The sequence below is a fragment of the Sphingomonas sp. BK481 genome (assembly GCF_014194875.1).
GTDB classification, from domain to species: Bacteria; Pseudomonadota; Alphaproteobacteria; order Sphingomonadales; family Sphingomonadaceae; genus Sphingomonas; species Sphingomonas aerolata.
The window spans coordinates 267843-293835 of record NZ_JACIAP010000001.1 but is presented as its reverse complement, the minus strand read 5'-3'; the positions used below and the strand labels follow the sequence as shown (position 1 = coordinate 293835).

The 25993-nt window shown below is 64.1% G+C and carries 28 protein-coding genes; 16 read left to right on the top strand and 12 right to left on the bottom strand.

From position 1 onward, the window contains the following. Positions 1-39 precede the first annotated feature (39 nt). On the bottom strand, positions 40-921 hold the full coding sequence (locus FHY04_RS01315; protein WP_183935139.1) for a UDP-2,3-diacylglucosamine diphosphatase: 882 nt from the start codon (positions 919-921) through the stop codon (positions 40-42). A 158-nt stretch (positions 922-1079) separates the two neighbouring features. Next, on the bottom strand, positions 1080-2105 hold the full coding sequence (locus FHY04_RS01310) for an NAD(P)H-quinone oxidoreductase (protein ID WP_260171261.1): 1026 nt from the start codon (positions 2103-2105) through the stop codon (positions 1080-1082). Between the two features lie 73 nt (positions 2106-2178). On the opposite strand from FHY04_RS01310, the gene FHY04_RS01305 reads away from it, so the two are divergent. From FHY04_RS01305 to FHY04_RS01240, 14 genes are all read left to right on the top strand, one after another. Then, on the top strand, positions 2179-2373 hold the full coding sequence (locus FHY04_RS01305) for a DUF1192 domain-containing protein (protein ID WP_031394982.1): 195 nt from the start codon (positions 2179-2181) through the stop codon (positions 2371-2373). A 143-nt stretch (positions 2374-2516) separates the two neighbouring features. After that, positions 2517-4835 carry an ATP-dependent Clp protease ATP-binding subunit ClpA gene (gene clpA, locus FHY04_RS01300; RefSeq protein ID WP_031394983.1) on the top strand — a complete coding sequence of 773 codons (2319 nt, stop codon included), beginning with the start codon at positions 2517-2519 and terminating at the stop codon, positions 4833-4835. Positions 4836-4986: 151 nt separating this feature from the next. Continuing rightward, positions 4987-6633, top strand: coding sequence for a diguanylate cyclase (locus FHY04_RS01295; protein ID WP_260171260.1), 1647 nt, complete (start codon positions 4987-4989; stop codon positions 6631-6633). Between the two features lie 75 nt (positions 6634-6708). Further along, positions 6709-6906, top strand: a complete 198-nt coding sequence (locus tag FHY04_RS01290; protein ID WP_183935138.1) for a hypothetical protein — start codon at positions 6709-6711, stop codon at positions 6904-6906. Between the two features lie 96 nt (positions 6907-7002). Further along, positions 7003-7242 carry an exodeoxyribonuclease VII small subunit gene (locus FHY04_RS01285; protein ID WP_031394986.1) on the top strand — a complete coding sequence of 80 codons (240 nt, stop codon included), beginning with the start codon at positions 7003-7005 and terminating at the stop codon, positions 7240-7242. A gap of 7 nt (positions 7243-7249) precedes the next feature. After that, entirely contained in the window at positions 7250-8149 is a 900-nt protein-coding gene (locus tag FHY04_RS01280; protein ID WP_183935137.1) for a polyprenyl synthetase family protein, read from the top strand. A 21-nt stretch (positions 8150-8170) separates the two neighbouring features. Next, positions 8171-8692 carry a pantetheine-phosphate adenylyltransferase gene (coaD, locus tag FHY04_RS01275; protein WP_056405224.1) on the top strand — a complete coding sequence of 174 codons (522 nt, stop codon included), beginning with the start codon at positions 8171-8173 and terminating at the stop codon, positions 8690-8692. Between the two features lie 116 nt (positions 8693-8808). Further along, positions 8809-9531: a peptidylprolyl isomerase gene (locus tag FHY04_RS01270; RefSeq protein ID WP_056679856.1), complete on the top strand. Its 723-nt coding sequence runs from the start codon at positions 8809-8811 to the stop codon at positions 9529-9531. 7 nt (positions 9532-9538) lie between these two features. Then, positions 9539-10594: a tRNA preQ1(34) S-adenosylmethionine ribosyltransferase-isomerase QueA gene (gene queA, locus FHY04_RS01265; protein ID WP_183935136.1), complete on the top strand. Its 1056-nt coding sequence runs from the start codon at positions 9539-9541 to the stop codon at positions 10592-10594. Next, complete coding sequence (locus tag FHY04_RS01260) at positions 10566-11045, top strand: EF-hand domain-containing protein (protein ID WP_311723204.1); 480 nt, start codon at positions 10566-10568, stop codon at positions 11043-11045. The genes queA and FHY04_RS01260 overlap by 29 nt, the downstream gene beginning before the upstream one ends. After that, entirely contained in the window at positions 11045-12190 is a 1146-nt protein-coding gene (gene tgt / locus FHY04_RS01255) for a tRNA guanosine(34) transglycosylase Tgt (protein WP_183935135.1), read from the top strand. Before FHY04_RS01260 ends, tgt begins: the two co-directional genes overlap by 1 nt. A 9-nt stretch (positions 12191-12199) precedes the next feature. Continuing rightward, positions 12200-12415 carry a hypothetical protein gene (locus tag FHY04_RS01250; RefSeq protein WP_197975095.1) on the top strand — a complete coding sequence of 72 codons (216 nt, stop codon included), beginning with the start codon at positions 12200-12202 and terminating at the stop codon, positions 12413-12415. Positions 12416-12423: 8 nt separating this feature from the next. Next, complete coding sequence (locus tag FHY04_RS01245) at positions 12424-15261, top strand: pitrilysin family protein (protein WP_183935134.1); 2838 nt, start codon at positions 12424-12426, stop codon at positions 15259-15261. 167 nt (positions 15262-15428) lie between these two features. Then, on the top strand, positions 15429-16289 hold the full coding sequence (locus FHY04_RS01240; RefSeq protein WP_311723197.1) for a cell wall hydrolase: 861 nt from the start codon (positions 15429-15431) through the stop codon (positions 16287-16289). A gap of 154 nt (positions 16290-16443) precedes the next feature. On the opposite strand, the gene FHY04_RS01235 is transcribed toward FHY04_RS01240, so the two are convergent. From FHY04_RS01235 to FHY04_RS01210, 6 genes are all read right to left on the bottom strand, one after another. Next, positions 16444-16668 (bottom strand): hypothetical protein, encoded by a 225-nt coding sequence (locus FHY04_RS01235; RefSeq protein ID WP_107932064.1) that lies wholly within the window; start codon positions 16666-16668, stop codon positions 16444-16446. A gap of 103 nt (positions 16669-16771) precedes the next feature. Further along, on the bottom strand, positions 16772-16984 hold the full coding sequence (locus FHY04_RS01230) for a cold-shock protein (protein WP_031394996.1): 213 nt from the start codon (positions 16982-16984) through the stop codon (positions 16772-16774). A gap of 249 nt (positions 16985-17233) precedes the next feature. After that, positions 17234-17647 carry a glycine zipper 2TM domain-containing protein gene (locus tag FHY04_RS01225; RefSeq protein WP_183935133.1) on the bottom strand — a complete coding sequence of 138 codons (414 nt, stop codon included), beginning with the start codon at positions 17645-17647 and terminating at the stop codon, positions 17234-17236. Between the two features lie 74 nt (positions 17648-17721). After that, on the bottom strand, positions 17722-18165 hold the full coding sequence (locus FHY04_RS01220; protein WP_107045542.1) for a DUF3597 domain-containing protein: 444 nt from the start codon (positions 18163-18165) through the stop codon (positions 17722-17724). 25 nt (positions 18166-18190) lie between these two features. Continuing rightward, the gene (locus FHY04_RS01215; RefSeq protein ID WP_156360224.1) at positions 18191-18475 is read right to left on the bottom strand and encodes a hypothetical protein; all 285 of its coding nucleotides are present in this window, start codon (positions 18473-18475) and stop codon (positions 18191-18193) included. A gap of 27 nt (positions 18476-18502) precedes the next feature. Continuing rightward, positions 18503-20167, bottom strand: coding sequence for a hypothetical protein (locus FHY04_RS01210; protein WP_183935132.1), 1665 nt, complete (start codon positions 20165-20167; stop codon positions 18503-18505). Positions 20168-20484: 317 nt separating this feature from the next. On the opposite strand from FHY04_RS01210, the gene FHY04_RS01205 reads away from it, so the two are divergent. Next, positions 20485-20757 (top strand): BrnA antitoxin family protein, encoded by a 273-nt coding sequence (locus tag FHY04_RS01205; protein WP_183935131.1) that lies wholly within the window; start codon positions 20485-20487, stop codon positions 20755-20757. Between the two features lie 50 nt (positions 20758-20807). Here the strand turns inward: FHY04_RS01205 and FHY04_RS01200 are convergent, their stop codons facing one another. From FHY04_RS01200 to uvrA, 4 genes are all read right to left on the bottom strand, one after another. Continuing rightward, entirely contained in the window at positions 20808-21368 is a 561-nt protein-coding gene (locus FHY04_RS01200) for a hypothetical protein (RefSeq protein WP_183935130.1), read from the bottom strand. 3 nt (positions 21369-21371) lie between these two features. Then, the gene (locus FHY04_RS01195; protein WP_183935129.1) at positions 21372-21650 is read right to left on the bottom strand and encodes a hypothetical protein; all 279 of its coding nucleotides are present in this window, start codon (positions 21648-21650) and stop codon (positions 21372-21374) included. Beyond that, positions 21647-22222, bottom strand: a complete 576-nt coding sequence (locus FHY04_RS01190) for a hypothetical protein (RefSeq protein ID WP_221211587.1) — start codon at positions 22220-22222, stop codon at positions 21647-21649. Before FHY04_RS01190 ends, FHY04_RS01195 begins: the two co-directional genes overlap by 4 nt. 189 nt (positions 22223-22411) lie before the next feature. After that, a complete protein-coding gene (gene uvrA / locus FHY04_RS01185; protein WP_183935127.1) occupies positions 22412-25318 on the bottom strand; it encodes an excinuclease ABC subunit UvrA in 2907 nt (968 codons plus the stop codon). Between the two features lie 137 nt (positions 25319-25455). Here uvrA and FHY04_RS01180 point away from each other — a divergent pair, with 137 nt between their 5' ends. Next, positions 25456-25962 (top strand): hypothetical protein, encoded by a 507-nt coding sequence (locus tag FHY04_RS01180; protein WP_221211586.1) that lies wholly within the window; start codon positions 25456-25458, stop codon positions 25960-25962. Positions 25963-25993 lie beyond the last annotated feature (31 nt).

Here is a 25993-nt window from a genome sequence, read left to right as displayed (position 1 = left end):
CTCCTTGTGTAACCGCGGCATGAGCCGAATTGACGTGGGTCAGGCGGCCAGCGTGACGACGTTGTCGATTTCGCGTGCGGCGATCTCGTCTGCCCAGTGAAGCAGTTCCATTCGCCCGTCGAAATGCTCGACAAGCGCCGTGCAGCCTTCGACCCAGTCGCCGTCGTTATAATAGGCAACGCCGGCGATATCGCGCATTTCCGCCGTATGGATGTGTCCGCACACGACGCCGTCGACCCCCCGCACGCCGGCCGCGTGCGCAACGACTTCTTCGAAATGCGAGATGAAGGCGACCGCGTTCTTGACCTTCGCCTTGGCATGCTTCGAGAGCGACCAATAGGGCATGCCGAGACGTCGCCGCGCGCCGTTCACCCACCGGTTGAGCCCCATGAGCAATGTGTACGCCGCATCCCCGATATGCGCGATCCAGCGATGCGCCAGCGTGATGGCGTCGAACTCGTCGCCATGCAGAACCAGTAGGCGGCGGCCGTCGGCGGTCTCGTGGATCGCCTTGCGCCGGATCGAGATCCCACCGAAGTCGAGCCCCGAATATTGCCGGAACACCTCGTCATGGTTGCCCGGAATATAGACGACCCGCGTACCGCGCTTCGCGCGCTTGAGCAGCCGCCACAGCACGTCGTTATGCGCCGCCGGCCAGTAGAATTTCTTCTTCAATCGCCAGCCATCGATCATGTCGCCGACCAGGAACATCGTCTCGCTGTCGACATGGTCGAGAAAGTCGTTGAGCATCGCCGCGTTGCAGCCACGCGTGCCGAGATGGACGTCGGAAATCCAGATCGTGCGATATTGCCGCCGGTCGACGACGCGTTCAGGCACAACGGGTCGCGAATGGATGAAGTCCGCGATGTCCGCCACATCGGCTATCGGCAACGCGTCGGTTGGAAACGTGACGGTGTCCATCGGCCTGCCCCGCAAATCTGTTCGTTGCAGTCCTGTCTAGCGGCGCAATATGACATGGCAGTCGCAGTCCGGTGACTGTTCTAAGTCATCGGACTGCGCACAGCCTCCGTCACGAACTACAGAGGCGGCTCGGGGACAGTCTGGTCAGGCATGTCGCGTCACGTCATGGACAGCACGATCTTCCCGACGTGATCGCCCGCTTCCATCCGCGCATGCGCCGCCGGGGCGTCGGCAAAGGCAAAGACGCGATCGATCACTGGCTTGAGCTTGCCGGCCTCGACATGCGGCCAGACCGTCCGCGCCAGTTCGTCGGCCACGAGTGACTTGAATGCGGTATCACGCGGGCGCAGCGTCGATCCCGTCAACGTCAGACGACGGCGCATGATCTCGAACAGCGGCACTGTCGCATTCGCCCCCCCCTGAACCGCGATCGACACGTGCCGCCCGTCTTCGGCCAGACATTGCAGATTACGCGCGACATAGTCGCCACCCACCATATCGAGTACTGCCGCAACACCCTTGCCGCCGGTGATCTGCTTGACCCGTTCGACGAAGTCCTCGGTCTTGTAGTCGATCGCGTGCGTCGCGCCGAGGCTGAGCGCGGCTTCGCATTTCGCCTTCGAGCCCGCGGTGACGATGATGTCGATCCCGAAGATGGCACACAAGCCGATCGCCATCGTGCCGATCCCGCTCGTGCCGCCATGGACGAGTACCGTATCGCCTTCGGTCGCATAGGCACGCTCAAACAGGTTGGTCCACACCGTGAACAAAGTCTCGGGCATCGCCGCGGCTTCGACCATCGTCAGCGCTTCGGGCACGGGGAGGCACTGGCCGAACGGCGCAACCGTATATTCGGCATAGGCACCGCCCGTGATCAACGCACAGACCCGCTGCCCGATCTGTTCCTCGCCGACCCCGTCGCCGACCGCGACGATTGTCCCGGCAATCTCCATGCCCAAGATCGACGGGGCACCGGGCGGCGGCGGATATTTACCCTGCCGTTGCATCACCTCGGGACGATTGACGCCCGCCGCCGCGACCTTGACGAGGACCTCGCCGGCTCCGGGATGCGGCACGGCGCGCTCCACAAGGACGAGCACTTCAGGGCCTCCCGGAGCGTCGGGATCGATTGCCTTCATGATGTCAGGGACGATGTAACGCGGAGTCACGGTTTTTGCGGTCATGTGATCGGGACGCCCCATTGGATTTCCGTGCCTTATTGACATCACTCCGGTGCGGGTCAACGTTACAGGCGCAATGGATCCGGATGACGCCCCCTCTCGTCCCGACGATTTCCTCGATGCGCTCGTGCGTCAGGACATCGACTCGCTCTCGGTCGCCGAGCTCGATGCGCGGATCACCGTGCTGCAAGGCGAGATTGCGCGCTGCCAGTTGAAAAAAGATCGAGCGATTAGCCACCGCGCCAGCGCCGACGACCTATTTAGACGGTGATGTCCTCGACCTCGTCTCGGCGGTCCGCATTTGGACGGTGCAGGAACGCAGGCCGGCGGGGTCAAGTGCTTGATGCGATCGATTACCGTTCCGACATAGTGGCAAAGGGCCTGCGTCTGCGTGGCCCGACAGGAGTAATGTAAATGCCGTCATTTGCACCCGCCCTCGAGACCACCCTGCACAAGGCACTCGAGGCTGCATCGTCCCGACGCCACGAATATGCGACGCTCGAGCATCTCTTGCTGGCGTTGATCGACGACGAGCACGGATCGAAGGTCATGGGCGCCTGCAACGTCGATCTGGGCGAACTGAAAACCACGGTCGCGCATTATCTCGACACCGAGCTCGATGCGCTCAAGGTCGATGCCGCGACCGATCCTTCGCCGACGAGCGGCTTCCAGCGCGTCGTCCAGCGCGCCATCCTTCATGTCCAGTCTTCGGGCCGCGACGAAGTGACGGGTGCCAATGTGCTCGTTGCCTTGTTTAGCGAGCGGGAAAGCTATGCCGTCTATTTCCTGCAACAGCAGGACATGAGCCGCCTCGATGCGGTCAGCTTCATCAGCCACGGCGTCGGCAAGGGCGGACAGCAGCCGACTGAAGCTTCGACGCCCAAGGGTGCCGACGACGAGAAGCCGACCAAGGGACAGGAGAAGGGCAAGACGGAAAGCGCGCTCAAGCAATTCACGGTCGACCTGAACGAGAAAGCCAAGAACGGGAAGGTTGATCCCCTGATCGGGCGCGGGCCGGAGGTGGATCGCACGATTCAGATCCTATGCCGTCGCTCGAAGAACAATCCACTTTATGTCGGCGATCCCGGCGTCGGAAAAACCGCGATTGCGGAGGGCCTCGCGCGGAAGATTGTCGAGGGCGAGGTCCCCGACGTGCTCAAGCCGGCGGTGATCTACTCGCTCGACATGGGCGCATTGCTGGCAGGCACCCGGTATCGTGGTGATTTCGAGGAGCGCCTGAAGGCGGTCGTCAACGAGTTGGAGAAGATGCCGGACGCGGTATTGTTCATCGACGAGATCCACACAGTCATCGGTGCCGGCGCGACGAGCGGCGGTGCGATGGATGCGTCAAACCTGCTCAAGCCGGCGCTCTCAGGCGGGACAATCCGCTGCATCGGCTCGACGACGTACAAGGAATTCCGCAATCATTTCGAGAAGGATCGCGCCCTACTGCGGCGCTTCCAGAAGATCGATGTGAACGAGCCGACGATCGAGGATACAATCAAGATCCTGGCTGGCCTGCGCTCGGCGTTCGAGGATCACCACAACGTCAAATACACCCCCGACGCGATCAAGTCGGCGGTGGAGCTTAGCGCGCGCTACATCAACGACCGCAAGCTGCCCGACAAGGCGATCGATGTGATCGACGAGGTCGGTGCGATGCAGATGCTGGTGCCGCCGAACAAGCGCAAGAAGACGATCACCCCCAAGGAGATCGAACAGGTCATCGCGACCATGGCGCGCATCCCGCCGAAATCGGTTTCGACCGACGACAAGCTCGCACTTGCCACGCTCGAAACAGATCTGAAGCGCGTGGTGTTCGGGCAGAATGCGGCGATCGAGAAGCTCAGTTCGGCGATTAAGCTGGCGCGAGCGGGTCTACGCGAGCCAGAGAAGCCGATCGGCAACTATCTGTTCACCGGCCCCACCGGCGTCGGCAAGACGGAGGTGGCCAAGCAGCTGTCTTCGATCTTGGGCATCCCGCTCCAGCGGTTCGACATGTCCGAATATATGGAGCGGCACTCGGTCAGCCGTCTGATCGGTGCGCCCCCGGGCTATGTCGGGTTCGATCAGGGTGGTCTGCTGACCGATGCGGTCGACCAGAATCCGCATTGCGTGCTGCTGCTTGACGAGATCGAGAAGGCGCATCCAGACCTGTTCAACATCCTGTTGCAGGTAATGGACAACGGGCGCCTTACCGACCAGCACGGCAAGTCGGTCGATTTCCGCAACGTCATCCTGATCATGACGACGAATGCGGGGGCCAGCGACATGGCGCGCGAGACGGTGGGCTTCGGTAACCTTACGCGTGAAGGCGAGGACGAACAGGCGGTGCAGAAGATGTTCACGCCGGAGTTCCGCAATCGCCTCGATGCGATCGTGCCGTTCGGCTATCTGCCGACGACCGTGGTCGCCCGGGTCGTGGACAAGTTCATTCTTCAGCTCGAGCTTCAGCTGGCGGATCGCGGCGTCCATATCCAGCTCGATGACGAGTCGAAGGCGTGGCTCACCGAGAAGGGCTATGACAAGCTCTACGGAGCGCGTCCGATGGGCCGTTTGATCCAAGAAAAGATCAAGCAGCCACTCGCCGAGGAACTGCTGTTCGGGAAACTGGTCCATGGCGGCGAGGTGACGGTGAAGATGAAGGATGGTGCGCTTTCGTTCGCGATTGAAAGTGCGGCGCCGAAAAAGCCCAAGAAGAAGGGGAAGGCTGAACCCGTCTCTGCCAAGTAGCAGCGAGACGGCGTCAAGCCGCGTTTACGAGACCCGGCGGCAGCGCTTGCCGCCGGGTTTTTTTATGCCATAGCCAGCCGCGTTTACCGTTCTTTGCCGAACGCGCTTTACGAGGCATGTCATGGGGATACGGGCATATATGCGGTGGGTCATGGTCTTGCTGCTGTGGACGCTCGGCTTGGTGACTGCACAGCCCGCTGCCGCGACCGCCTTCCCCCTGGCGACTTGTCTCGTCCGCGCAGCACCCGGCATGACGGCGCCGGCCCTGTTCAAGACGCCGGAACGATTCGACTGCACCACCCCACAGCGCCGATTCGGCCCCGGTGATTTCTGGGTCCTGTCACAGCCGCTTCCCGCGGCTCAGCTACGCGGCACCAGCGCGCGTATCGGCAGCATCTGGATGACGCGCATCACGCTCTACGTCCGCTATGCCGATGGTGCGATTCGCCATGTCGGCGTCACGCCAAAAACCGCCCATGAGATCCTGAACCTCGGCGCCGTCCTCTCGCAACCGCTGCCGCGCCATGACGCGCCACCGGTGCGCCTCCTGTGGCATGTCGAAGGCGCCACGAATCTTCGCGGCGTCATCCTGCAGCCGGTACTGGCGGATCATGGCGAGGCGGCGACGACGGAGATCGTGCGCGGCGCACTTTACGGCGCCTTTGCCGGCATGGCGATCGCGCTGATCGTCTACAATCTAGCGCTATGGGGTGCGCTTCGCCAGGCTTTCCAGCCGGTCTACTGCCTCCTCGTCCTGTGCTTGCTGGCCTATGTATCGACGTCGTCAGGTGCTGCGGGCCAAGTCTTTACGGGCCTCGACAATAACGACCGCCAGCGGCTCAACATACTGTTCCTGGCCGCATCAGCCAGCACAGCACTCCTTTTCGCCCGCAGCTTTTTCGAACGCGCCGTGTTCTCGGGTTGGGTACGGCCGCTCAGCAGTGCTGTGATGGTCGGGCTGGTCGGCATGGCGGGGCTCTGGGTTATGCTCGCCCCCCGCGCGATCCATGTCCTCGATACCGGCATGTCGATCGCATATCTGGGGTTCATCGGGGTTGTGGCGATCATCCTGTGGCGCGCGTGGCGCGTCCGCAGCAATTATCTGTGGTTGTTTGCGCTTGCGTGGGGTGCACCGATCGTCATGTCCGGGCTTCGCATCGCCAGCAGCTTCGGGATGGTCGAGCCGAGCCTGCTGGTCGACAATTCGACGGTCATCGCGATGGCGATCGAGGCGCTTCTGTCGAGCACGGCGATCGCCTATCGCATCCTGTTGCTGAGCCGCGAACGCGACGCTGCGCGGGAACAGGAGATCGCGGCGCACCTGCTCGCCGATACTGACCCGCTGACCGGTCTGCTCAATCGTCGCGCCTTCCTGGCACGCGCGATTGGCCGCCCCGGCGAGCAGACGCTGCTGATCGCCGACATCGACCATTTCAAGCGGGTCAACGAAACGATCGGCCATGATGGCGGCGACGAGGTGTTACGGGCCTTCGCCCGTGCGCTCCGCAGCGCACTGCCAACCGATACGCTCATCGCCCGAATTGGTGGCGAAGAGTTTGCTATCCTCGTCGATGCCTCGACATCGGTTTCGCCCTGCGCAATCCGCGACCGTGTCCGCGGCCAGTCGATGCCGTATGATATCACCGTCACCGCCAGCATCGGTACGTGCACCGGCCCCCTGTTACACGACGCCGACTGGAAGACGCTCTACCGCGACGCCGACCGCGCCTTGTTCGAGGCCAAGGCGGCGGGCCGCGATCGATCGCGAAGCGCGGTCAGCCTCGTCTCGGCCGCCTGAGTGCGGTGCCTCTTGCCGCGGCTTGTCAAAGCGGATTAACGACGTAAGGATGCAGCTTCCCCCGGGAGAATGACGATGCGTAATCGTAAGGCTACCCTCGCTGTCGCTGCGCTGGTGTTGACGCTCGCAGTAATGCCGCGACCGACGGCGGATATCCGCCTCATCACGCATGACCCGTCCGACCCCGCGCCGCACAGGATGCAGGCTGCCGTCGACTTGGGGCTGATCGGCATATCGGTGCTTTACACCTGGACCGTCGACCGCTTGCGCTAGAATCCGCGGCAGACTCGGCGCGTGCCGGTCACGGCATAGCCTCCGCCGTCGACGCGTCCTTGACCCCCGTCGCGCGCCTGCTCCATAGCAGCACCCATGGAAACGCCGACCGAAGACCTCTCATTCGAAGAGGCATTGAAAGAGCTGGAGACGATCGTGGGGCAGCTCGAGCGTGGCGATACGCCGCTGCAGCAGGCCATCGAGCTTTACGAACGCGGCAACAAGCTGCGCCAGCGTTGTGCCGATCGGCTCGATGCTGCGCAGGCGCGGATCGAAGCGATCCGGCTCGATGCCGAAGGTAAGCCGGCTGGGGTTCGCCCCTTTGCGGCAGGTTGAGCCGCGCATGACGACCTTGCCGCAATCGCTGGCGGAAGCGCTCGCTGAGGTTTCCGCAGAGATCGACGCGCAGTTCGACGTCCTTCTGGCGATTCCCGAAGATCCGCGTGCGGACCTGTATCGCGCCATGCGTCATGCCGCGATCGGCGGCGGCAAGCGGCTACGCCCGTTGCTCGTTTTCGCGACCGCCAGCCTGTTTGGGGTCGACCGTGCTTGTGCGGCGCGGGTGGCCACGGCCATCGAGGCGATCCATGTCTATTCGCTGATCCATGACGATCTCCCGGCCATGGACGACGACGACATGCGTCGTGGCAAGCCGACCGTGCACAAGATGTTCAGCGAAGCATGCGCGATCCTCGCAGGTGACTGCCTTCACGCGCTGGCGTTCGAGATCCTCGCCGACCCGGCAACGCACCCCGATCCGTTCGTGCGCGCGGATCTGGTGCTCGACCTTGCCAAAGCGTCCGGCCCGACTGGGATGGCCGGCGGCCAGATGATGGATCTCGAGGCGGAGAATGCCCGGTTTGATCTGAACACTGTCACCCGGCTTCAGCAGATGAAGACCGGTGCGCTGATTTTGGCGTCCGTCGAAGCAGGCGCCATTCTTGGCAGGATTGCGCCCGAGGGCCGGGTTGGCCTGCGCGGCTATGCGCACGACCTGGGACTTGCCTTTCAAATTGCTGACGATCTGCTCGACGCCGAAGGCGATGAGGCGGCGGCCGGCAAACGCCTCCGCAAGGATGCCGGTGCGGGCAAGGAGACGTTCCTGTCGCTGCTCGGCGCGGATCGCGCGCGCGAACAGGCCCGCATGCTTGTCGACCAGGCGATCGCACATCTGCACAGCTATGGCCGTGAGGCCGATCTGCTCCGCGAGATCGCACGCTTCGTGCTTGATCGCGACCGCTGACCTCTTCCGGAGACACCGACCATGACGGCAAGCCACGAGACCGTAAGGGTCGGTGTTTACCCGGGTACATTCGACCCGATCACGCTGGGCCATATGGACATCATCCGACGTGGCGCGAAGCTGGTCGACCGGCTGGTCGTCGGCGTTACGACGAACGCCTCAAAATCCCCGATGTTCACGATCGAGGAACGCATGGCGATGGTGAGGCGTGAGGTGGAAGGCGTGGCCGGCGAGATCCATGTGGTCGCGTTCGATTCACTATTGATGGATTTTGCCGAGCGCGAAGGGGCAAAGGTCATCGTCCGCGGTCTGCGCGCCGTCGCCGACTTTGAATATGAATATCAGATGGCGGGGATGAACCAGCAGATCAATCCGCGGGTCGAGACGGTGTTCCTGATGGCGGATGTCGCGCTGCAGCCGATTGCGAGCAAGCTGGTCAAGGAAATCGCGCTCTTCGGCGGGGACATAGCCAAATTCGTGCCGCCTGCCGTCAGTGAAGAGGTCATTGCCCGCGTCAATCAGATCGGCCGCAAGGGAAGTTGACGCGCGCGGGACGCCAGTCGGCGGGCGATGTTCAGTTTGGCGCAAGCACGGATTTGTTCTAAGCGGCGGGCTTCAAGGTCGGCCCCGGCCTCATGGCCAATGCGAGTAGGGATTTGATGCGCTTTTTCGCCGGTATGTTTGCGATCCTCGGGTGCCTCGTCGCGGCGCCTGCGTCCGCCCAGATCATCGATCCCGCCGTTGCCGGACGCGCGACCCCGCCGTTGACGACGGACACGCAGAACCTGCTGCTGCTTGACCTGTCGACGGGGGGGCGGGTCACGATCTGGCTTCGTCCCGATGTCGCCCCTTTGATGGTCGAGCGCATCAAAACCCTGACCCGGCAGCATTTCTACGACGGCCTGGCGTTTCACCGGGTGATCGACGGTTTCATGGCACAGGGCGGCGATCCAAAGGGTGACGGTACCGGTGGCTCACCCCTGCCCGACGTGAAGGCCGAGTTCAATTATCTGCCGCACGTTCGCGGCGCGGTGTCCGCGGCGCGTTCGGAAAAGGAAGACAGCGCGAACAGTCAGTTCTTCATCGTATTTCAGCCGCGCCTCAGCCTCGACAAGAAATATACCGTGTTCGGCCGGGTGATCGACGGCATGCAATATGTCGACGCCATTGAGCGCGGCGAGCCGCCGGCTAACCCCTCGCGGATTCTGCACGCCTATATCGCTGCGGACAGCCCGCCGGCCTACGTCGCCGCGCCCGTTACCCCGCCACCGGCACTGGGCGCGCCTGTAACCCTGCCGGGGACCGGCAGCAGCAAGTCGAGGCCAGCACCGGCGGTCGTTGCAAAGCCCAAGCTCGCCAAGAAGGCCCCCGCGAAGAAGTGAGAGTCCGTTGAACGTCGACCTTTTCGACTTCGACCTGCCGACCGATCGTATCGCACTCCGGCCCGAAACGCCGCGCGATGCCGCACGGCTGTTGGTCTTGGACGGGGATGCAACACGCGACCTGCGCGTCACCGATCTGGCTGGACAGCTGCGTCGCGGCGACCTGCTGGTGTTCAACGACACGCGGGTCATCCCGGCGCAGCTCGAAGGACGTCGTGCTGGGATCGAGCAGGACGGGCAGCTATCGTCCGGGGCGAAGATCGGGGCGACGCTGCACAAGCGCGAAGGGCCGCGGCGTTGGCGCGCCTTCATTCGAAATGCGCGCCGTCTGCGCGATGGCGATCCGATTGATTTCGGCAACGGCGTCGTTGCCCGGGCGGTCGACCGGGCAGACGACGGCAGCTACGCGCTCGAATTCGCAGGGGACGAACCGATCGAACTGCTGCTCGATCGTGCGGGGCGAATGCCCTTGCCTCCCTATATCGCCGCGAAGCGCCCGACGGACGCGCGCGACGCCGAGGATTACCAGACGATGTTCGCCGCCGAGGCCGGCGCGGTCGCGGCCCCGACCGCGGCGCTGCACTTCACCCCATCGGTCATGGCGGCGCTCGAGGCTGCGGGTATCGGGAAGGCAACGCTGACGCTGCACGTCGGTGCGGGCACGTTCCTGCCGATGAAGGTGGACGATACCGACGATCACCAGATGCATGCCGAATGGGGCCGGATCGATGCGACCACGGCGGACCGGCTGAACGCGGTCCGCGCCGTCGGCGGCCGGGTGATCGCGGTCGGCACGACATCGCTGCGACTGATCGAGAGCGCGACCGGTGACGACGGCGTCATCCGCCCGTTTGAGGGCGACACGGCGATCTTCATCACGCCGGGCTACCGCTTCAAGGGGATCGATGGCCTGATGACCAATTTCCACCTTCCGCGGTCAACGCTGTTCATGCTGGTATCGGCGCTGATGGGACGCGAACGGATGCAGGCCGGCTATGCGCATGCAATTGCGGCCAAGTATCGCTTCTACAGCTATGGCGATGCCAGCCTGCTGCTGCCATGACCGGCCCATGTTGATCCCGTTGATTCTGGCTTTGCAGGTCGTGCCTTCCGCTGGGATCGCGCAACCGCCCGCAACGATTTTTGCCGAACCGGCCGCAATGCTGATCGCCGCCTGCGATGGGGATCGCGACGCGCGCGTGACCAGGCCCGAACTCGATACTTGTCTCGCACAAAGCTTTGCGGGCGCCGAGGGCAGCACGACGGGTAAGATCGGCTATATCGCCTATGCCGATTGGTCGCTGAAGTGGCTCGGTGATCGCAATGCCCTGCCCAGCCCCTTCGAAGTCGATCGCGATGGCGACAACGCGATCACCCTTGGCGAGCTTCAGGCCCGATTTGCGCAGTTCTTTCTCCGCTTCGACCGCAACCGGGACGGTGTGCTCGTGCGCGAGGAGCTGCTGACGATCAGGAGCTTCGCCCCCAACGCCCCACCGCGCGGCAAGCGCCGTTAATGGATCATCCCGTGTCCCCTCGTTTCGACTTCACCATTTCTGCCACCGATGGCGCAGCACGCACGGGCCAGATCGCGATGCAGCGCGGCGTGATCCGCACCCCCGCCTTCATGCCGGTCGGCACCGCCGCGACGGTCAAGGCGATGAAGCCCGACGACGTGGCGGCCGCCGGGGCCGACATCATCCTCGGCAACACCTATCATCTCATGCTGCGTCCCGGCGCGGAACGTGTCGCGCGACTGGGCGGGCTTCACGGCTTCATGGGCTGGTCGAAGCCGATCCTGACCGACTCGGGCGGGTATCAGGTGATGAGCCTCGCGGATCTTACAAAGCGGTCCGAGGAAGGGGTGTCGTTCAAATCGCATCTCGACGGCACCCGGCACCTGCTTAGCCCAGAACGGTCGATCGAGATCCAGCGATTATTGGGGTCGAACATCGTCATGGCATTCGACGAGCTTGTCCCGACGACCTCCACGCGGGAGGTTCAGGCCGCCGCCATGGAACGATCGATGCGTTGGGCGAAGCGGTCGCGCGACGCCTTCAATGCAGGCGGTGCGCATGCGGAGAACAACGCGATCTTCGGAATCCAGCAAGGCGCGCTGAACGAGTCGTTCCGCAAATCCTCGGCAGACGCGCTGATCGATATCGGCTTTGATGGCTATGCGGTCGGCGGATTGGCGGTCGGCGAGGGACAGGAGGCGATGTTCGGATGCCTGGATTTCGCCCCCGGACAATTGCCCGCCGACAAACCCCGCTACCTGATGGGCGTCGGCAAGCCTGACGATATCGTGGGCGCTGTCGAGCGCGGAATCGACATGTTCGATTGCGTCATGCCGACGCGATCCGGGCGGACCGGACAGGCGTTCACGCGCAAAGGCCCGATCAACATCCGCAACGCCCGGTTTGCCGAGGACCAGTCGCCGCTGGCGGCCGACTGTGCCTGCCCGGTCTGCGCCACCTGGAGCCGGGCCTATCTGCATCATCTCGTCCGCGCGGGCGAGATGCTTGGCGCGATGTTGATGACCGAGCACAATATCTGGTTCTACGAAACGCTGATGGCAGATCTGCGCGCTGCGATCGCCGCCGGCACATTGACGAAGTTCGCAAATGATTTCCGAGCGGAGTATGGTCGGAAATCGAGTTAGGAGAGTGACGTGACCGACCCCATCACAACGGCTGCCGACGACGATACACCCAACGAAATCCTCGCCGCAGCCAAGGAAGCAAAGCTTCACGCCGAAGCCGCAGCAAAGGCGACCGTCGAGAAGGCGAAGACCTGGCCGCTTGCAAAGATCGGGCTTGGCGTCGGCATAGGATCTGCCGCCATCGCCGGCGCGGTGCTTTTTAACCGCTCGCGTACCCAGAAGTAAGGACACAGATGCGCCTCCTCCGCTCCGCCTTGCTGCTTGGTGCAGCCTGTTGTCCTGCAGCGGTGGTGGCGCAGTCCGCCCCCCCAAAATCTACGTCGAACGTCTCGGTAAAGCCGCTCGCCTTCACTGAGCGCGTGCTGGCCAACGGTTTGCGTGTCTACGCCATCCGGGGCACGGCGACACCCAACGTGTCGGTCCAGGTCTGGTATGACGTCGGGTCGAAGGACGATCCCAAGGGCCGGTCCGGCTTTGCCCATATGTTCGAACATCTGATGTTCAAATCGACCCGCAACCTGGTGTCAGAACAGATGGACCGGCTGACCGAGGACGTCGGCGGCTATAACAACGCATCGACCAACGACGACTATACGAATTATTACGAGGTGGTTCCGGCCAATCACCTGCAGCGTCTGCTGTTTGCAGAGGCCGACCGGATGGCGAGCCTCGTGGTCGAGCCCAAGAGCTTCGCCTCCGAACGCGACGTCGTGAAGGAGGAGCTTCGCCAGAGCACGCTGGCTCGGCCCTATGGCAAGCTGTTCTCGCTCTATTATCCCGCGCTCGCCTATGCGCGACATCCCTATGCACGTGGTACGATCGGCAGCCTGGAAAATCTCGAAGCCGCCGGCATCGACGACGTCCGCGCCTTTCATGCAACCTATTACCGACCCGACAATGCGGTCCTAGTCGTCTCGGGCAATTTCGAGCCTGCACAGCTCGACCGCTGGATCGACACCTACTTCGCCCCCATCAAGAAGCCGAGCGGGGAAATTCCTCGGGTAACGGTCGCCGAGCCGGCCCGTACCCAAGCCGTGACGCGTACCGTCTACGAGCCCAACACGCCGCTCCCCGCGGTGCTGATCAGCTATCATATCCCGGCGGACCGCGCTGCCGACATCCCTGCGCTCAGTCTCCTGAAAGCGATATTGTCGGAGGGCGAAAGCTCGCGGCTCTACGAAAGCGTCGTCTACCGCGATCAACTCGCACAGTCCGCGGACGCCATGATCGACAGCAAGCAGTCGACCGGCAATCTGGTCGTCTATGCCATCATGGCCGGGGGCAAGAGCGTCGACGCTGGCGAGGCCGCGCTCAAGCGAGAGATCGCACGGCTGCGCGACGCCCCCGTCACCCCTGCCGAACTGGCCGAGGCGAAGAACGAGATCCTGACTGCATCGATTATTGCCCGGGAAACTGCCGAAGGAAAGGCGAGCACGCTTGCATCGTCGGTGATCGTGGATGGCGATCCGCGGGCCGCGGACCGGCAGCTCGCTGCCATTGCGCAGGTCACGGCCTCAGACATCCAGCGCGTCGCACGGACCTATCTGGCTGACGCGCAATCCGCGACGATCCGGTATCTTCCGCTCGATGCCAAGCCGGCCGCGACGCGGGTCGCGACGATCGATGTCGCTCCCACCGTCCGCGTCGCCGATCTGACGGCGCCTGCCAGCGTCGAGATTGTCACCCCCGCCGCCGAAGGACAGCGCGTCCTTCCCCCCGCCCCCGGTACACCGATTTCGCCGACCCTGCCCCAGCCGATCTCGACGCAGCTCGCCAATGGCATGCGGCTTATCACCGTGGAACGGCACGATCTGCCGATCGTCACCGCCTATCTCGTTACCGGTGGCGGCGCGGCAACCGATCCTGCCAATCGAGCAGGCGTCAGCAGCTTGGCGGCCGAGTTGCTGACCAAAGGCACGCGCACGCGGACAGCCACGCAGATAGCACGGCAGATCGAAGGCCTCGGCGGATCGATCGGCAGCGATGCAGGCAGCGACGGTGCCTCCGTCGACGTCACGGTGAAGGCTGATCAGCTTGCCCCCGCGCTGTCGATCCTCGCCGACGTGGCGATGCACCCCGCATTCGCGCCCGACGAAATCGAACGGGCACGGACGCAGCAGGTCGACGCAGTATCACTCGCGCTCAAGAATCCGGCGCAGCTGGCCGCACTGGTCGCCGACCGGGCGGTTCTCGGCGCGTCCGCCTATGGCGCGCCGATCGGCGGCACCCCGATCTCGTTGAAGGCAATAACCCGGGCCGACATCACCGCGGCCTATGCGCGCAGCTTCAGCCCCGATCAGGCTACGCTCATCATGGTCGGCGACGTCACCGCAGCGCAGGCGAAGACGCTGGCCGACGCCCAATTCGGCCCCTGGAAGAAGACCGGCGCGGCGACGACACCCGCCATGGCGATCGATTACCCGGCGCCTCGCGTGATCGTCGTCGACATGCCCGATGCGGGCCAGGCTGGCGTCGTCGTCGCCCGGCCGGCGATCGCACGTACCGACCCCCGCTATTATTCGCTGGCGGTAGCGAACACCGTGCTTGGCGGAGGCTTCTCTTCACGATTGAACCAGGAAATCCGGATCAAGCGCGGTCTGGCCTATGGCGCAGGCAGCACGCTGGACGCGGGGAAGACACAGGGAACGGTTGCCGCGCGGACACAGACCAAGAACCCTACCGCAACGGAAGTCGTCTCGCTGATCGCAGCGGAGCTGGCGGGCATGGGCAAGGCGCCCGTATCCCCGGGCGAACTGGAGACACGCAAGGCGGTACTTGTCGGGAATTTCGGGCGCGGGATCGAGACGACGTCCGGCGTGGCGGGAATTCTGGGATCCTATGTCCAGAACGGCGTCAGCGTCGATGAACTGCAGCAGTTTACGGCAAAGGTTGGCGCAGTTGATTCCGCGTCGGTCCAAACCGCAGCCGCGACGCTGCTCGATCCCAAAAAGGCCAGTATTGTGGTTGTCGGCGATGCCAGGCAGTTCGCCCCCTCGCTCCGTCAAGCCTACCCGCAGACCGAGCTGATCCCCGAGGCTGCGTTAAAGCTCGATACCGCCGCACTTAAATGACTCTCGTCGGGAGGACCGCGGGCATTCGGTAGCGGAACGGTAGGGTTTCCTGCGATATGGCTGGCCGTCTTTGATGACGGTGGCGCAAGGATAGCGGGATTTTGAACACGACGCGCTGGGCCTCCCGGTCATCGAGACGACGATGGTTGCCGGTGGCCATATCCGGCGTGATCGCGTCGACCGCGCTGTTTGCGCACGCGGCGTTCCGCTACGCGCCAAGGGATGCCGGGACACCTCTGCGCGGCGGTGATGGCGAGGGGCCCCATAGCAATGCCCTCAAGAGCATTCCCGGGGACTTTGGGGCTCCCGTCCCCGGGGTGACGGGAACGACCGCCCTCCCCAAGGTGCCCAGTTCCGTTGATATTCGTACAGGGGATCCCGGCGTCGTGGCAGCGCGTCCCTTTTCAATGACGGGGACCAGCGCGGCGGACCGGGCCCGGGCGTTGTTCTGCCTGACGACTGCGATCTATTACGAGGCCGCATCCGAACCCGATGCCGGGCAACGCGCGGTTGCTCAGGTCATTCTCAATCGTGTCCGCCATCCCGCCTTCCCGGCAAGCGTCTGCGGCGTGGTCTATCAGGGGCCCCATTCGGGCGGGGCACCGACTGCATGTCAATTCAGCTTTGCCTGTGACGGCGCGACCGCGCACGCGCCGGCCAGCCTTGCGTGGGTCCGGGCCGAGCGGAATGCGGCGATGGTTTTGGCAGGCTATGTGTATTCGCCGGTCGGGCTGGCAACGCATTATCATACCTATGCCGTCACGCCGCCTTGGAGCCGCAGTCTGGTGATGACGGCGGTGGTCGGCGCACATTTCTTCCACCGGTGGAAAGGCTATTGGGGCACCGCTGCGGCCTTTAACCAGCACTATCTCGGCCACGAGCCGGTGCCCGGCGGGGCCACCGGGACGGCATTTGTAGCACTCTCGACCACAGTGCTGCCTGATAGCGCGGGTGGCGCTAGAGGCGATTCCGGTCTGGCTGGAACCATGTCGGCTACGGTTCCGAAAAGTGCAAACAATGGTGCTTAGACACCAGTCGAAGCGGATCGATTACCGCCAGCACCGGAAATTCTCGACAGGTGGAAGGATACAGGCGGGCTGCGCTGACTGTGCAGCATGTTGCCATGGCCGAACGCTGAATATGGAAACGGCCGCCGATCGCGGCGGCCGTTCTAAGCCGATCTTATTCGGCGGGGATCATCGTGGTATTTGCCATGCGCTCGCCACCGGGGGGGGCGGCTTCGCGGGCGGCGCGCAACGTCTGCGTGCGCTCGGCGCGGCTGGCCATGTCGTCCCAAGCCTTTTCGGCGCGGCGGCAGCGGTCGCGGACATTGTCGAGCGAGGCGGCATCGCCGTTGCGACGCTCTTCTTCAGCGCGGGCCCGGTAGAATTCTGGATTATCGGCCATGCTGCTGCGCTCCTGAGGAACTAGAGGAAGTAGGCGCGGCGGCCATAAGGGCCGCCGCGCCGCAACCGAAATCAGTTATCGGCGGATAAATCCGCCGACAGCCTCAGTCGGCCGGCTGGAGGTTCACAGCTGACTGCTTGCCGCGCTTGTCAGGCTCGAGCTCGTAGGTGACGCGCTGGTTCTGGTTCAGCGTCGGCATACCGGCGCGCTCAACCGCGGTGATGTGCACAAATGCGTCGTTGCCACCGCCATCGGGAGCGATGAAGCCATAGCCCTTGTCGGCGTTGAAGAACTTTACGGTGCCAGTGATAGCCATGCGATGGCTCCTTCTTTGTTATGGGGCAATCCGAGGTTCGGACCGCCCGATGCCGCGGAGCAGGGAAAGAAGGAGAAAGGTGCCGCAAAGCGCCAAGAACCGTCGATATGCGACTGTAGCAAATCTCCATATGGGCCAGACGACCCGAAATTGCAAATCTGGCGGTGTTTTTAGACGACCATTACGATAAGAAAGATCCCCCGCAGCGCCAAGGCCGGCGGCGTAACAGAACGCCGCCAGCCCCGGTCGTTAGCGGCAGCGTGCCGGGGTGTTGCCGCGATCGACCGCGCGTCCGGCGAGCGCGCCGCCGGCGGCGCCGAGCACGGTGCCGAGAAGACCCGAACCGCCGGGTGCGATCACGTTGCCGAGCACGCCGCCGGCCACGCCGCCGACGATCAGACCGGTCGTCCCATCGTTGCGGCGGCAATAATAGCGGCCGTCATTTCCGCGGTAGATGCGGTCGTTGTTCGACAGGCGGCGTTCGCGGTAGCGGCGGTCGTCGCGGTAGTAGCGGCCGGCGTCATAGCTGCCATAGGCAGGGTCGGGCCGGTTATAGTCGTAGGACCGATAGCGCGGGTCGACGCCGTAGCGGTCGCCGCCACCGCCGACGCAGCCGGCGATCAGGGTGGAGGCGGCCATAAGGCCCAGCGTCAGAGCGCGCATTTCGTGTCCTTTCAGAGGGTTGTCGGTATCACCTCAATGCTCGGCGCCGGCCTTGGTTGCCGGCGCCGATGCACTCAGTCCTGCAAACCTGCGGGGACGGTGCCGCCATTCTTGGCCAGTTCGCGCATCACGGCCTTGTGCAGCCAGATGTTCATCTCCGCGCTGCCGTCCTTCGCGCCGGTATAGCCGAGCTCGGTGGCGAGTTCCTTGCGGTTGTCGAGGCTGGAGTCGAGGTCGAGCAGCTTCATCAGGTCGACGATCGAGCTGCGCCAGTTGAGGTCCGAATTCTTGCGCGACGCCATGCCCGAGAGCACCGCCTCGACATCGACCGGCTGGGTGGCGGCGGGGGCGGTCTGTGGGGCGGGGGCCGCTGGGGCAGCGGGGGCGGGCTTCGGGGCGATGGCGGCGGGGGCCGGCGCGGGTGCCGGGGCGGCGGGCTTGGGGGTGCCGAAATGGCCGCTGCCGAGCGGGCCCTTTTCGCCGAAGATGGCGGATTTGATCTTGCTGAAAATGCTCATGAAACTCTCCGTGGAAAAACTTGGATCAGGTGACTGGCAGCGTCGCGGGACGCAGCGAGTCATATTCCGCCTTGGTCGGGACCGCGGTGGGATCGGGGCGGAAGGCCTCGGGCGCGCGGTCGGCGGGGCCGGGATGCGGGCGGGCGGGGGCGAGATCGGGAGCGGCATGCTCGGCCGGATTGGCGGGCGCGCGGCGCAGCCAGGCCGCGAGCAGCGCGCCGCCCAGGCCGAGCGCGGCGACCCCCGCGGCGATCGCGGTGCGACCGAAGGTCTTGGGCTTGCGGTGCGGGTGACGCACGGGGGTTGGCATGACGAATGTCCTGGTTGTTGCGCAGCCTCAACGGCTTGCGTGCAACCCTGTTCCCGGATCGAGGCCGGGTTCGACACCGGAACCGTCGCCGGGATCCGCCGACGCGGCGAGCTGAACCGTCAGGGCGGCGATCCGCGTCGTGACGCGCGCGAACCAGCGGTCGCGATCCTGCCGCTCCGACGCCGCGAGCGACGCGCGCGACAGGTCCTGCGCCGCGTCCATCAGCTCCGCCTCGGCCGGCGTGAGCGCACGGGCATAGTCGTCGTCGCCATAATCGCCAACCACCGCGCCGGCGAACCCCGCAGGCGGCGGGAAGCGGGTGCGCCACGCGCCGGTCGCCGCGCAGCGCCAGACCGGCGGGTCGAAACCGGGCAGCGCGCCCCCGACGTCCCCCGCCTCCGCATAGTCGTCGTCGTCGTCGTCATAGTCGTAGTCGTAGTCGTAGTCGTCGTCGTCCTCCTCCTCCGCGGCCGAATGTTGCGAATGTTGAGACGATAAGGCGGTTCCGTCGTCCACGGCGGGAGGGGGCGCGGGGGGGGGCGGGGCGAGCGCGACCATCCCGGCGGCCTCGGCGCGCGCCCATTGCTCGCCGCTCCAGCCGGCGCGCGCGGCGGGATCGAGATCGGCGATATCGACCTCGGCCGCGGTCGCGACGCCGGTGCGGACGAGCCGGTCGGCGGCGGCGAGCGCGTAGATCGGCCCGAGATCATGCGCATCGGCCCCCGCGGCATCATCGGCGCCCCCTGCCCCGGCCCATGCCCCGGCCCCTGCCCCGCCGGTCCGCCGCGCGAGGAACAGCCCCGCGCGCGCCGCGCCCTGATCGCGGCCGACGAGATCGAGATAGGCGTCGAACTCCTGCGCGACGAGCCGCGCGGCCTTGGCATCGGCATCGGGCGCGCTCTCAGCCTGGCGATCGAGCCGGGCGAGCAGCGCAAGGCCGAGCCGGTTGTCATATTTGTGGCGGGTGATGACCGTCTCGCCGCGGACGATCGTGTCGACCGTCCCCTCGAGCGCGCGGACGAGCAATGTCTCGGCGATCGAATCGCGCGCGACGAGCGCGGCGGCGCGCCAGCCGAGCGCGAACACCGCGCCCTTGGCGGTGCGGCGGAACGCATAGGCCGACGTGGCGGACAGGCCGACGCGGCGCGCGGCGACATCGACCCCGTGCCCCTCGGCGAGCGCCTCGAGAAAGCGGCGTTGATTGGCGGCGGACCAGCCGTCCTGGCGGCGCGAGCCGCAGGCGGCGCCCGGTGGCATGAGGTCGAGACCATCGAGCGCGGGCTGGTGCGGGTCGGGGTGGTCGCCGGGCGTGTCCGGGTCGCCGGGCGCGCGGGGCGGCGCCGCGGCGGCGGGTGCGTCGAGGGGGTCGTCGTCGTCGTCCTCCGCGCCGCCGGTGACGAAGGTGGTGGGCGGCGAGGCCATCACGGCCGTGTAGCGATCGTCCGTGCGGGGATAGCTCGCGGGGGCGCCGGCTCCGGAGACGATCGCGCGGGGGACCGCCAGACCGGCGCCCGAGACGGCGGGGCCGGGCTGCACGCGCAGCCGCGCCGGGGTGCCGCCCCATCTGGGGGTGTCGGCGGTCGAGGTGATGCGCGGCTTTACGGGCTCGGGCGCGTAGAGCGCGGCATAGTCGGTGCCGGGGACCGTCGCGAAGGCCGGTGCGCGGGGCGGCGTGTCGGAACGTTTGTTCACGGTTTGATCCTATCCCGAGGGGAGAGGACCGATCAGATATGCTGAAACGGGGGTAGTAGGACAGCCCCCGGGGCGGTCATTCCGTACCATTGGGCGAGATGTTTCGTGCAATTCGGCGGTCGGGCGGCGGTGGGGGGCCGGATCGGGCGGCAAAGACGGCGCGACTCGGCCGAGGGGTTGCGGGGTCAGGCAGCAAGGAACGGTGCGGCTCGACCGGTCCGTGCCGGCGAGGATCGGGATGCTCGAAGAGCGCGTGGTCGTGATATTATGGGTCGATGCCGAGGACGGTCGGCGCGTCATCTCGATGAGGAAGGCCAATGCCAGAGAACGCAAACGGTTCGCCCGCTACCTTACTTGATTCGAACGACGACGCGCCGGAACTGACCGACGAGATGTTCGAGATCGCCGAGTTTTCGATCGGCGGCCCGGTGATCCGGCCGGCGACGGGCTATCTGGGGCCGAACGGCGTCGTGAAGGGCCGCCCTCCCTTTCGCGACCGCGCCAAGCAGCAGGTGACGTTGCGGCTCGATCCCGACGTGCTGGCAGAGTTTCGCGAGGGCCGGCCGGCTGGCAGGGGTAGATTAACGTAACGCTTAAAGGCGGTGGGGTTCGATTAGTCTATTTTCATCAGTCGTATATTTTAGTGAACTGCACCATGCTTACCATATAGTTCTGACGCCAATTCCGGCTGCAAGATGAACTCTCTTTTTCCACTAACCTCACTACCGGCCCCCTTAGCGGTACCGCTGATATAAACATTTATGATATTCAACGTAACTGCAAAGTTTTCCTTTGCTGAACCCATTTCAGCCCCAGCGCTTGGGCTAACATGCCGGGCCAAGTCTTCAATCAACCTGGAGTATGCGTCAGGATGCACCTGCCCTAGAAGCGCTTCTTTAGTTGCTTTGTAAATAATAGAATGGGATAACTTGACCCCATCATCAGATGCCGGATTTACTATCGGGGCTTCAACGTTCTCCGTTGAGGAAGCACTAACTCCCTCTTTAAGCGCTACGCTTGAATTAACTGCTTCGAGGCGAGCCGCTATCAAAGGAGCCAAAACCGCCAAAGTCGCAGCCCCCAATACAAACCAGATCGAAAAAGATGGAAACCGCGACGCCAGAAGCGAAATTATTACTAAACCTACTAAAGACAGATTGAAGAATACCGCTCCGCGATTCTCTTTTATATATGCAAACATAGCCTAGACTTTCCCAGTAAGCCTGCTCCATGCCATTCCAGCCGCGAGTGCCTGCGGCGCAGTTGCTGGAGAAGCTAACGTTTTAGCTACAAGACCGCCAATCAATACAAAAACAAAAAACTGCGCCAAGTATGCAATGTTTTTCGATTTAAATACTTTATCAAATACATCGGCATAACTAAACGATTGCCTGTCCTTTAAGGCCAATCTACCCCACACAACGAACGATCCAAGCGTGCTATATATGTACATCAGCCAACCGTCGGACAAGGTCAGAATCATTTCCAACCACCTATAGCCGAGCACGCGGAACGCATGTCATCCCTGGCCTTATTTAACTTGCTTATGAGGTCATCCAGGTCAGCCTCAGAGGTTTGAAACCAAACCTGGTCTTCCGAGTCTGTAGCGAGATAGAAAACTGCCAAGGGCACTTTGCGCACGATGCTACCGTCAGCAGCAAAGTTCAACCTAACATCAATAGCATGTTCTATAAATCGGTACGATGGAAGAACAGCATTAGCAGATTTCGCTTGCTCGAAATCCTGATTTAGCGATTCTTTACGCTCCAACGCCGCGTCTATTATTTCACCTACAACAGGCTTAACCTCATCGAGTATTAAGCCTTTAGGAGCATAATTAAAGAAGTCCTCCTTTGAGACGTCTATATCAAAGACTGATCCGACCGTAAGAGCGACGGCAGAAAGCAAGTCTCCAACGATATTTTTATCAACGCCAGAAAGTTTGGCTGCCATGTCGGGATCATATCGAGACCTTTTCGAGAAATTCGAAGCGACATATTCGACAACCGCAGTTAGCTTGTCTTGATCTAGTTTTTTAAGGAGAACATAGCCCATTTTAATATGAGAAAAGGCAGATTCTGGTAGATCCGCGAGCCGGTGTTCCAGTGTCCTCTGAGCTACGGTCGGTTCCACGACGTTCACAAAATCCTCCTAAGGGCGCTCAAATTAGAGCGGTTAGGCCACATATGCCAATGATGCGCAATACGAAGCGACAAATTCAAATGGCTCAATAATGAACTGAAGTTACGACGTGCTATCCGCCGCCGCCACCCGCTTCTCCAGCAACGGCGCCAGATACTTGCCCGTGAAGCTGCCCTTGGCCTTGGCGACCTTTTCCGGCGTGCCTTCGGCGACGATCTCGCCGCCCTTGACGCCGCCCTCCGGCCCCAGGTCGAGGACCCAGTCGGCGGTCTTGATGACGTCGAGATTATGCTCGATCACGACGACGGTGTTGCCCTGCTCGACGAGCGCGTGGAGGACTTCGAGGAGTTTGCGGACGTCCTCGAAATGCAGGCCGGTGGTGGGCTCGTCGAGGATATACAGCGTGTTGCCGGTCGCGCGGCGCGAGAGCTCCTTGGCGAGCTTGACGCGCTGCGCCTCGCCGCCCGAGAGCGTCGTCGCCTGCTGGCCGACCTTGACGTAGCCGAGGCCGACCTCGACCAGCATCGCCATCTTGTCGCGGATCGGGGGGACCGCCTTGAAGAACTCGGCGGCGTCCTCGACGGTCATGTCGAGCACGTCGGCGATGCTGTGGCCCTTGAACTTCACCTCGAGCGTCTCGCGATTGTAGCGCGCGCCGTGGCAGACGTCGCACTGCACATAGACGTCGGGGAGGAAGTGCATCTCGATCTTGAGCACGCCGTCGCCCTGGCACGCCTCGCAGCGGCCGCCCTTGACGTTGAAGCTGAACCGGCCGGGCTTGTAGCCGCGCGCCTGGGCTTCGGGGAGGCCCGCGAACCAGTCGCGGATCTGCGTGAAGCTGCCGGTATAGGTGGCGGGGTTGCTGCGCGGGGTGCGGCCGATCGGCGACTGGTCGATGTCGATGACTTTGTCGAGATATTGCAGGCCGGTGATCTTGTCGTGCTTGCCCTGGACGATGCGCGCGCCGTTGAGCTCGCGCGCGGCGGCGGCGTAGAGCGTGTCGATCGTGAAGCTCGACTTGCCCGACCCCGAGACGCCGGTGACGCAGGTGAAGGTGCCGAGCGGGATGCTCGCGGTGACGCCCGTCAGGTTGTTCGCGGTGGCGTTGTGGACGGTGAGCTTCTTGCCGTTGCCCTTGCGCCGCGTGGCGGGGACCGGCACTTCGCGCGTGCCGTTGAGATAGTCGGCGGTGATGCTGGTCTTCGACTTCAGGATCTGTTTCAGCGTGCCCTGCGCGACGACCTGGCCGCCGCGGACGCCTGCGCCCGGGCCCATGTCGATGATGTAATCGGCGGTGCGGATCGCATCCTCGTCATGCTCGACGACGAGCACGGTGTTGCCGAGATCGCGCAGGCGGCGCAGCGTCTTGAGGAGCATGTCGTTGTCGCGCTGGTGCAGGCCGATGCTGGGCTCGTCGAGGACGTAGAGCACGCCCGACAGGCCGCTGCCGATCTGCGACGCGAGGCGGATGCGCTGGCTCTCGCCGCCGCTTAGGGTTCCCGAGGTGCGGTCGAGGTTGAGATAGTCGAGCCCGACATTGTTGAGGAAGCCGAGGCGTTCGACGATTTCCTTCAGGATGCGTTCGGCGATCGCGTTCTGCTGGTCGCCGAGATGCTGCGGCATGTCGGTGAAGAACTGGAGCGCGTCGACGACCGAGAGGTGGGTCGCGTAGCTGATGTCCTTCATCGCGATCTTGACCGCGAGTGCCTCGGGTTTCAGGCGCGCGCCGGCGCAGACCTCGCACGGGGCGGCGGACTGGTATTTGTTCAGCTCCTCGCGCATCCACGCGCTCTCGGTCTGGAGCAGGCGGCGGTTGAGGTTGCCGATGACGCCCTCGAACGGCTTGGAGACGTCGTATTTCTTCTTGCCGTCGATGAAGGTGAGCGTGACGGGCTTGCCCTTCGAGCCGTGCAGGATGACGCGCTGGACCTCCTCGGGGAGCTCGCCCCAGGGGGTCTCGATGTCGAACTTGTATTCGCGCGCGAGGCTGCCGAGTACCTGCATGTAATAGGGCGAGGGCGGGTTGGATTTCGCCCAGGGGACGACCGCGCCCTTCTTGATGCTGAGCATGTGGTTGGGGACGACGAGGTCTTCGTCGAACAGCAGCTTCTCGCCGAGGCCGTCACAGGCCGGGCACGCACCCTGGGGGGCGTTGAACGAGAAGAGGCGCGGCTCGATCTCGGAGATGGTGAAGCCGCTGACCGGGCAGGCGAACTTCTCGCTGAACACGATGCGGCCGTCGGGGGCGTTGCTGCCGAGGATTTCGGACTTCGGCGTGTGCGGCTCGACCGGGTCGGCGGGGTCGACATAGGCGAGGCCTTCCGCGAGCTTCAGCGCGGTCTCGAATGATTCCGCGAGGCGAGTGGCGATCTCGCCGCCGACGACGAGGCGGTCGACGACGACCTCGATGTCGTGCTTGTACTTCTTGTCGAGCGCGGGCGCCTCGTCGATGTCATGGATCGTGCCGTCGATGCGGACGCGGGTGAAGCCCGCCTTCTGCCACTCGGCGAGCTCCTTGCGATACTCGCCCTTGCGGCCGCGGACGACGGGGGCGAGCAAATAGAGGCGCGTGCCCTCGGGGAGCGCCATGACGCGGTCGACCATCTGGCTGACGGTCTGCGCGGCGATCGGCTCGCCGGTCGCGGGCGAATACGGGATGCCGACGCGCGCCCAGAGCAGGCGCATGTAATCATAGATCTCGGTGACGGTCGCGACGGTCGAGCGCGGGTTGCGCGAGGTCGTCTTCTGCTCGATCGAGATGGCGGGCGAAAGGCCTTCGATATGGTCGACATCGGGCTTCTGCATCAGTTCGAGGAACTGGCGCGCATAGGCGCTGAGGCTCTCGACGTAGCGGCGCTGACCCTCGGCGTAGATGGTGTCGAAGGCGAGGCTCGACTTGCCCGAGCCCGACAGCCCGGTGATCACCGTCAGCGTGTCGCGAGGGATGTCGATGTCGACGTCCTTGAGGTTGTGTTCACGCGCGCCGCGTACGGAAATCTTGGTCAGCATAGGAGAGTCTGTTCCACATTTGTTCGGACGCGACAAGCCCGGGAGGGCGCCGGGCGGGTGCTCGCAAAGATGGGTAACGCCGAACCATTGTCCAAGGTGCCGACGATAGTTACATAGTGTATTGTTAGTACAATACAGTGCTGGAGACCGAGATGGGCAAGAAGAAGGAGCGTCGCGAACGCGAGGCGCGGGAGCGCGAGGCCGAGACGGGCGCGACGAAAGGCGAGGGTTTCGAGGCGCGCTGGTCCGCCAAGGCGGGCAAGCATGGCGGCGCGGTGCCGTTCGCGGGGATCGCGGCGGCGCTGACGCGGCAGTTGGGCACACCCGCGGGACGCCAGGTGATCGCGGCCGGGCTGATGATGGCGGCGACCGCGATCACGGCGAAGGATATGCGTGGGCCGACGCCGCCACCTGCACCGCCCGAGCCGCCTAAGCCGCCCAAGCCGCCAGAACCCTCGGCCGAGGCTTCGCCGGAGGCTCCGGGCGCGGCGGCGGCGGGCAGCGGGCCGTTCGCGGGCGAGACGCCGGAACCGCCCAGGAGCGACGCTGCTGCGCTGCCGCCCGAATTCGCCAAGGTGATCGACTCGTTCGCATCGGGCCTGGAGCGCTTCGCGGCGAACTTCGCCAAGCCGCCAAAGGGCTGATGCTTCCGATCCTCCCCCGCAAGGGGGAGGA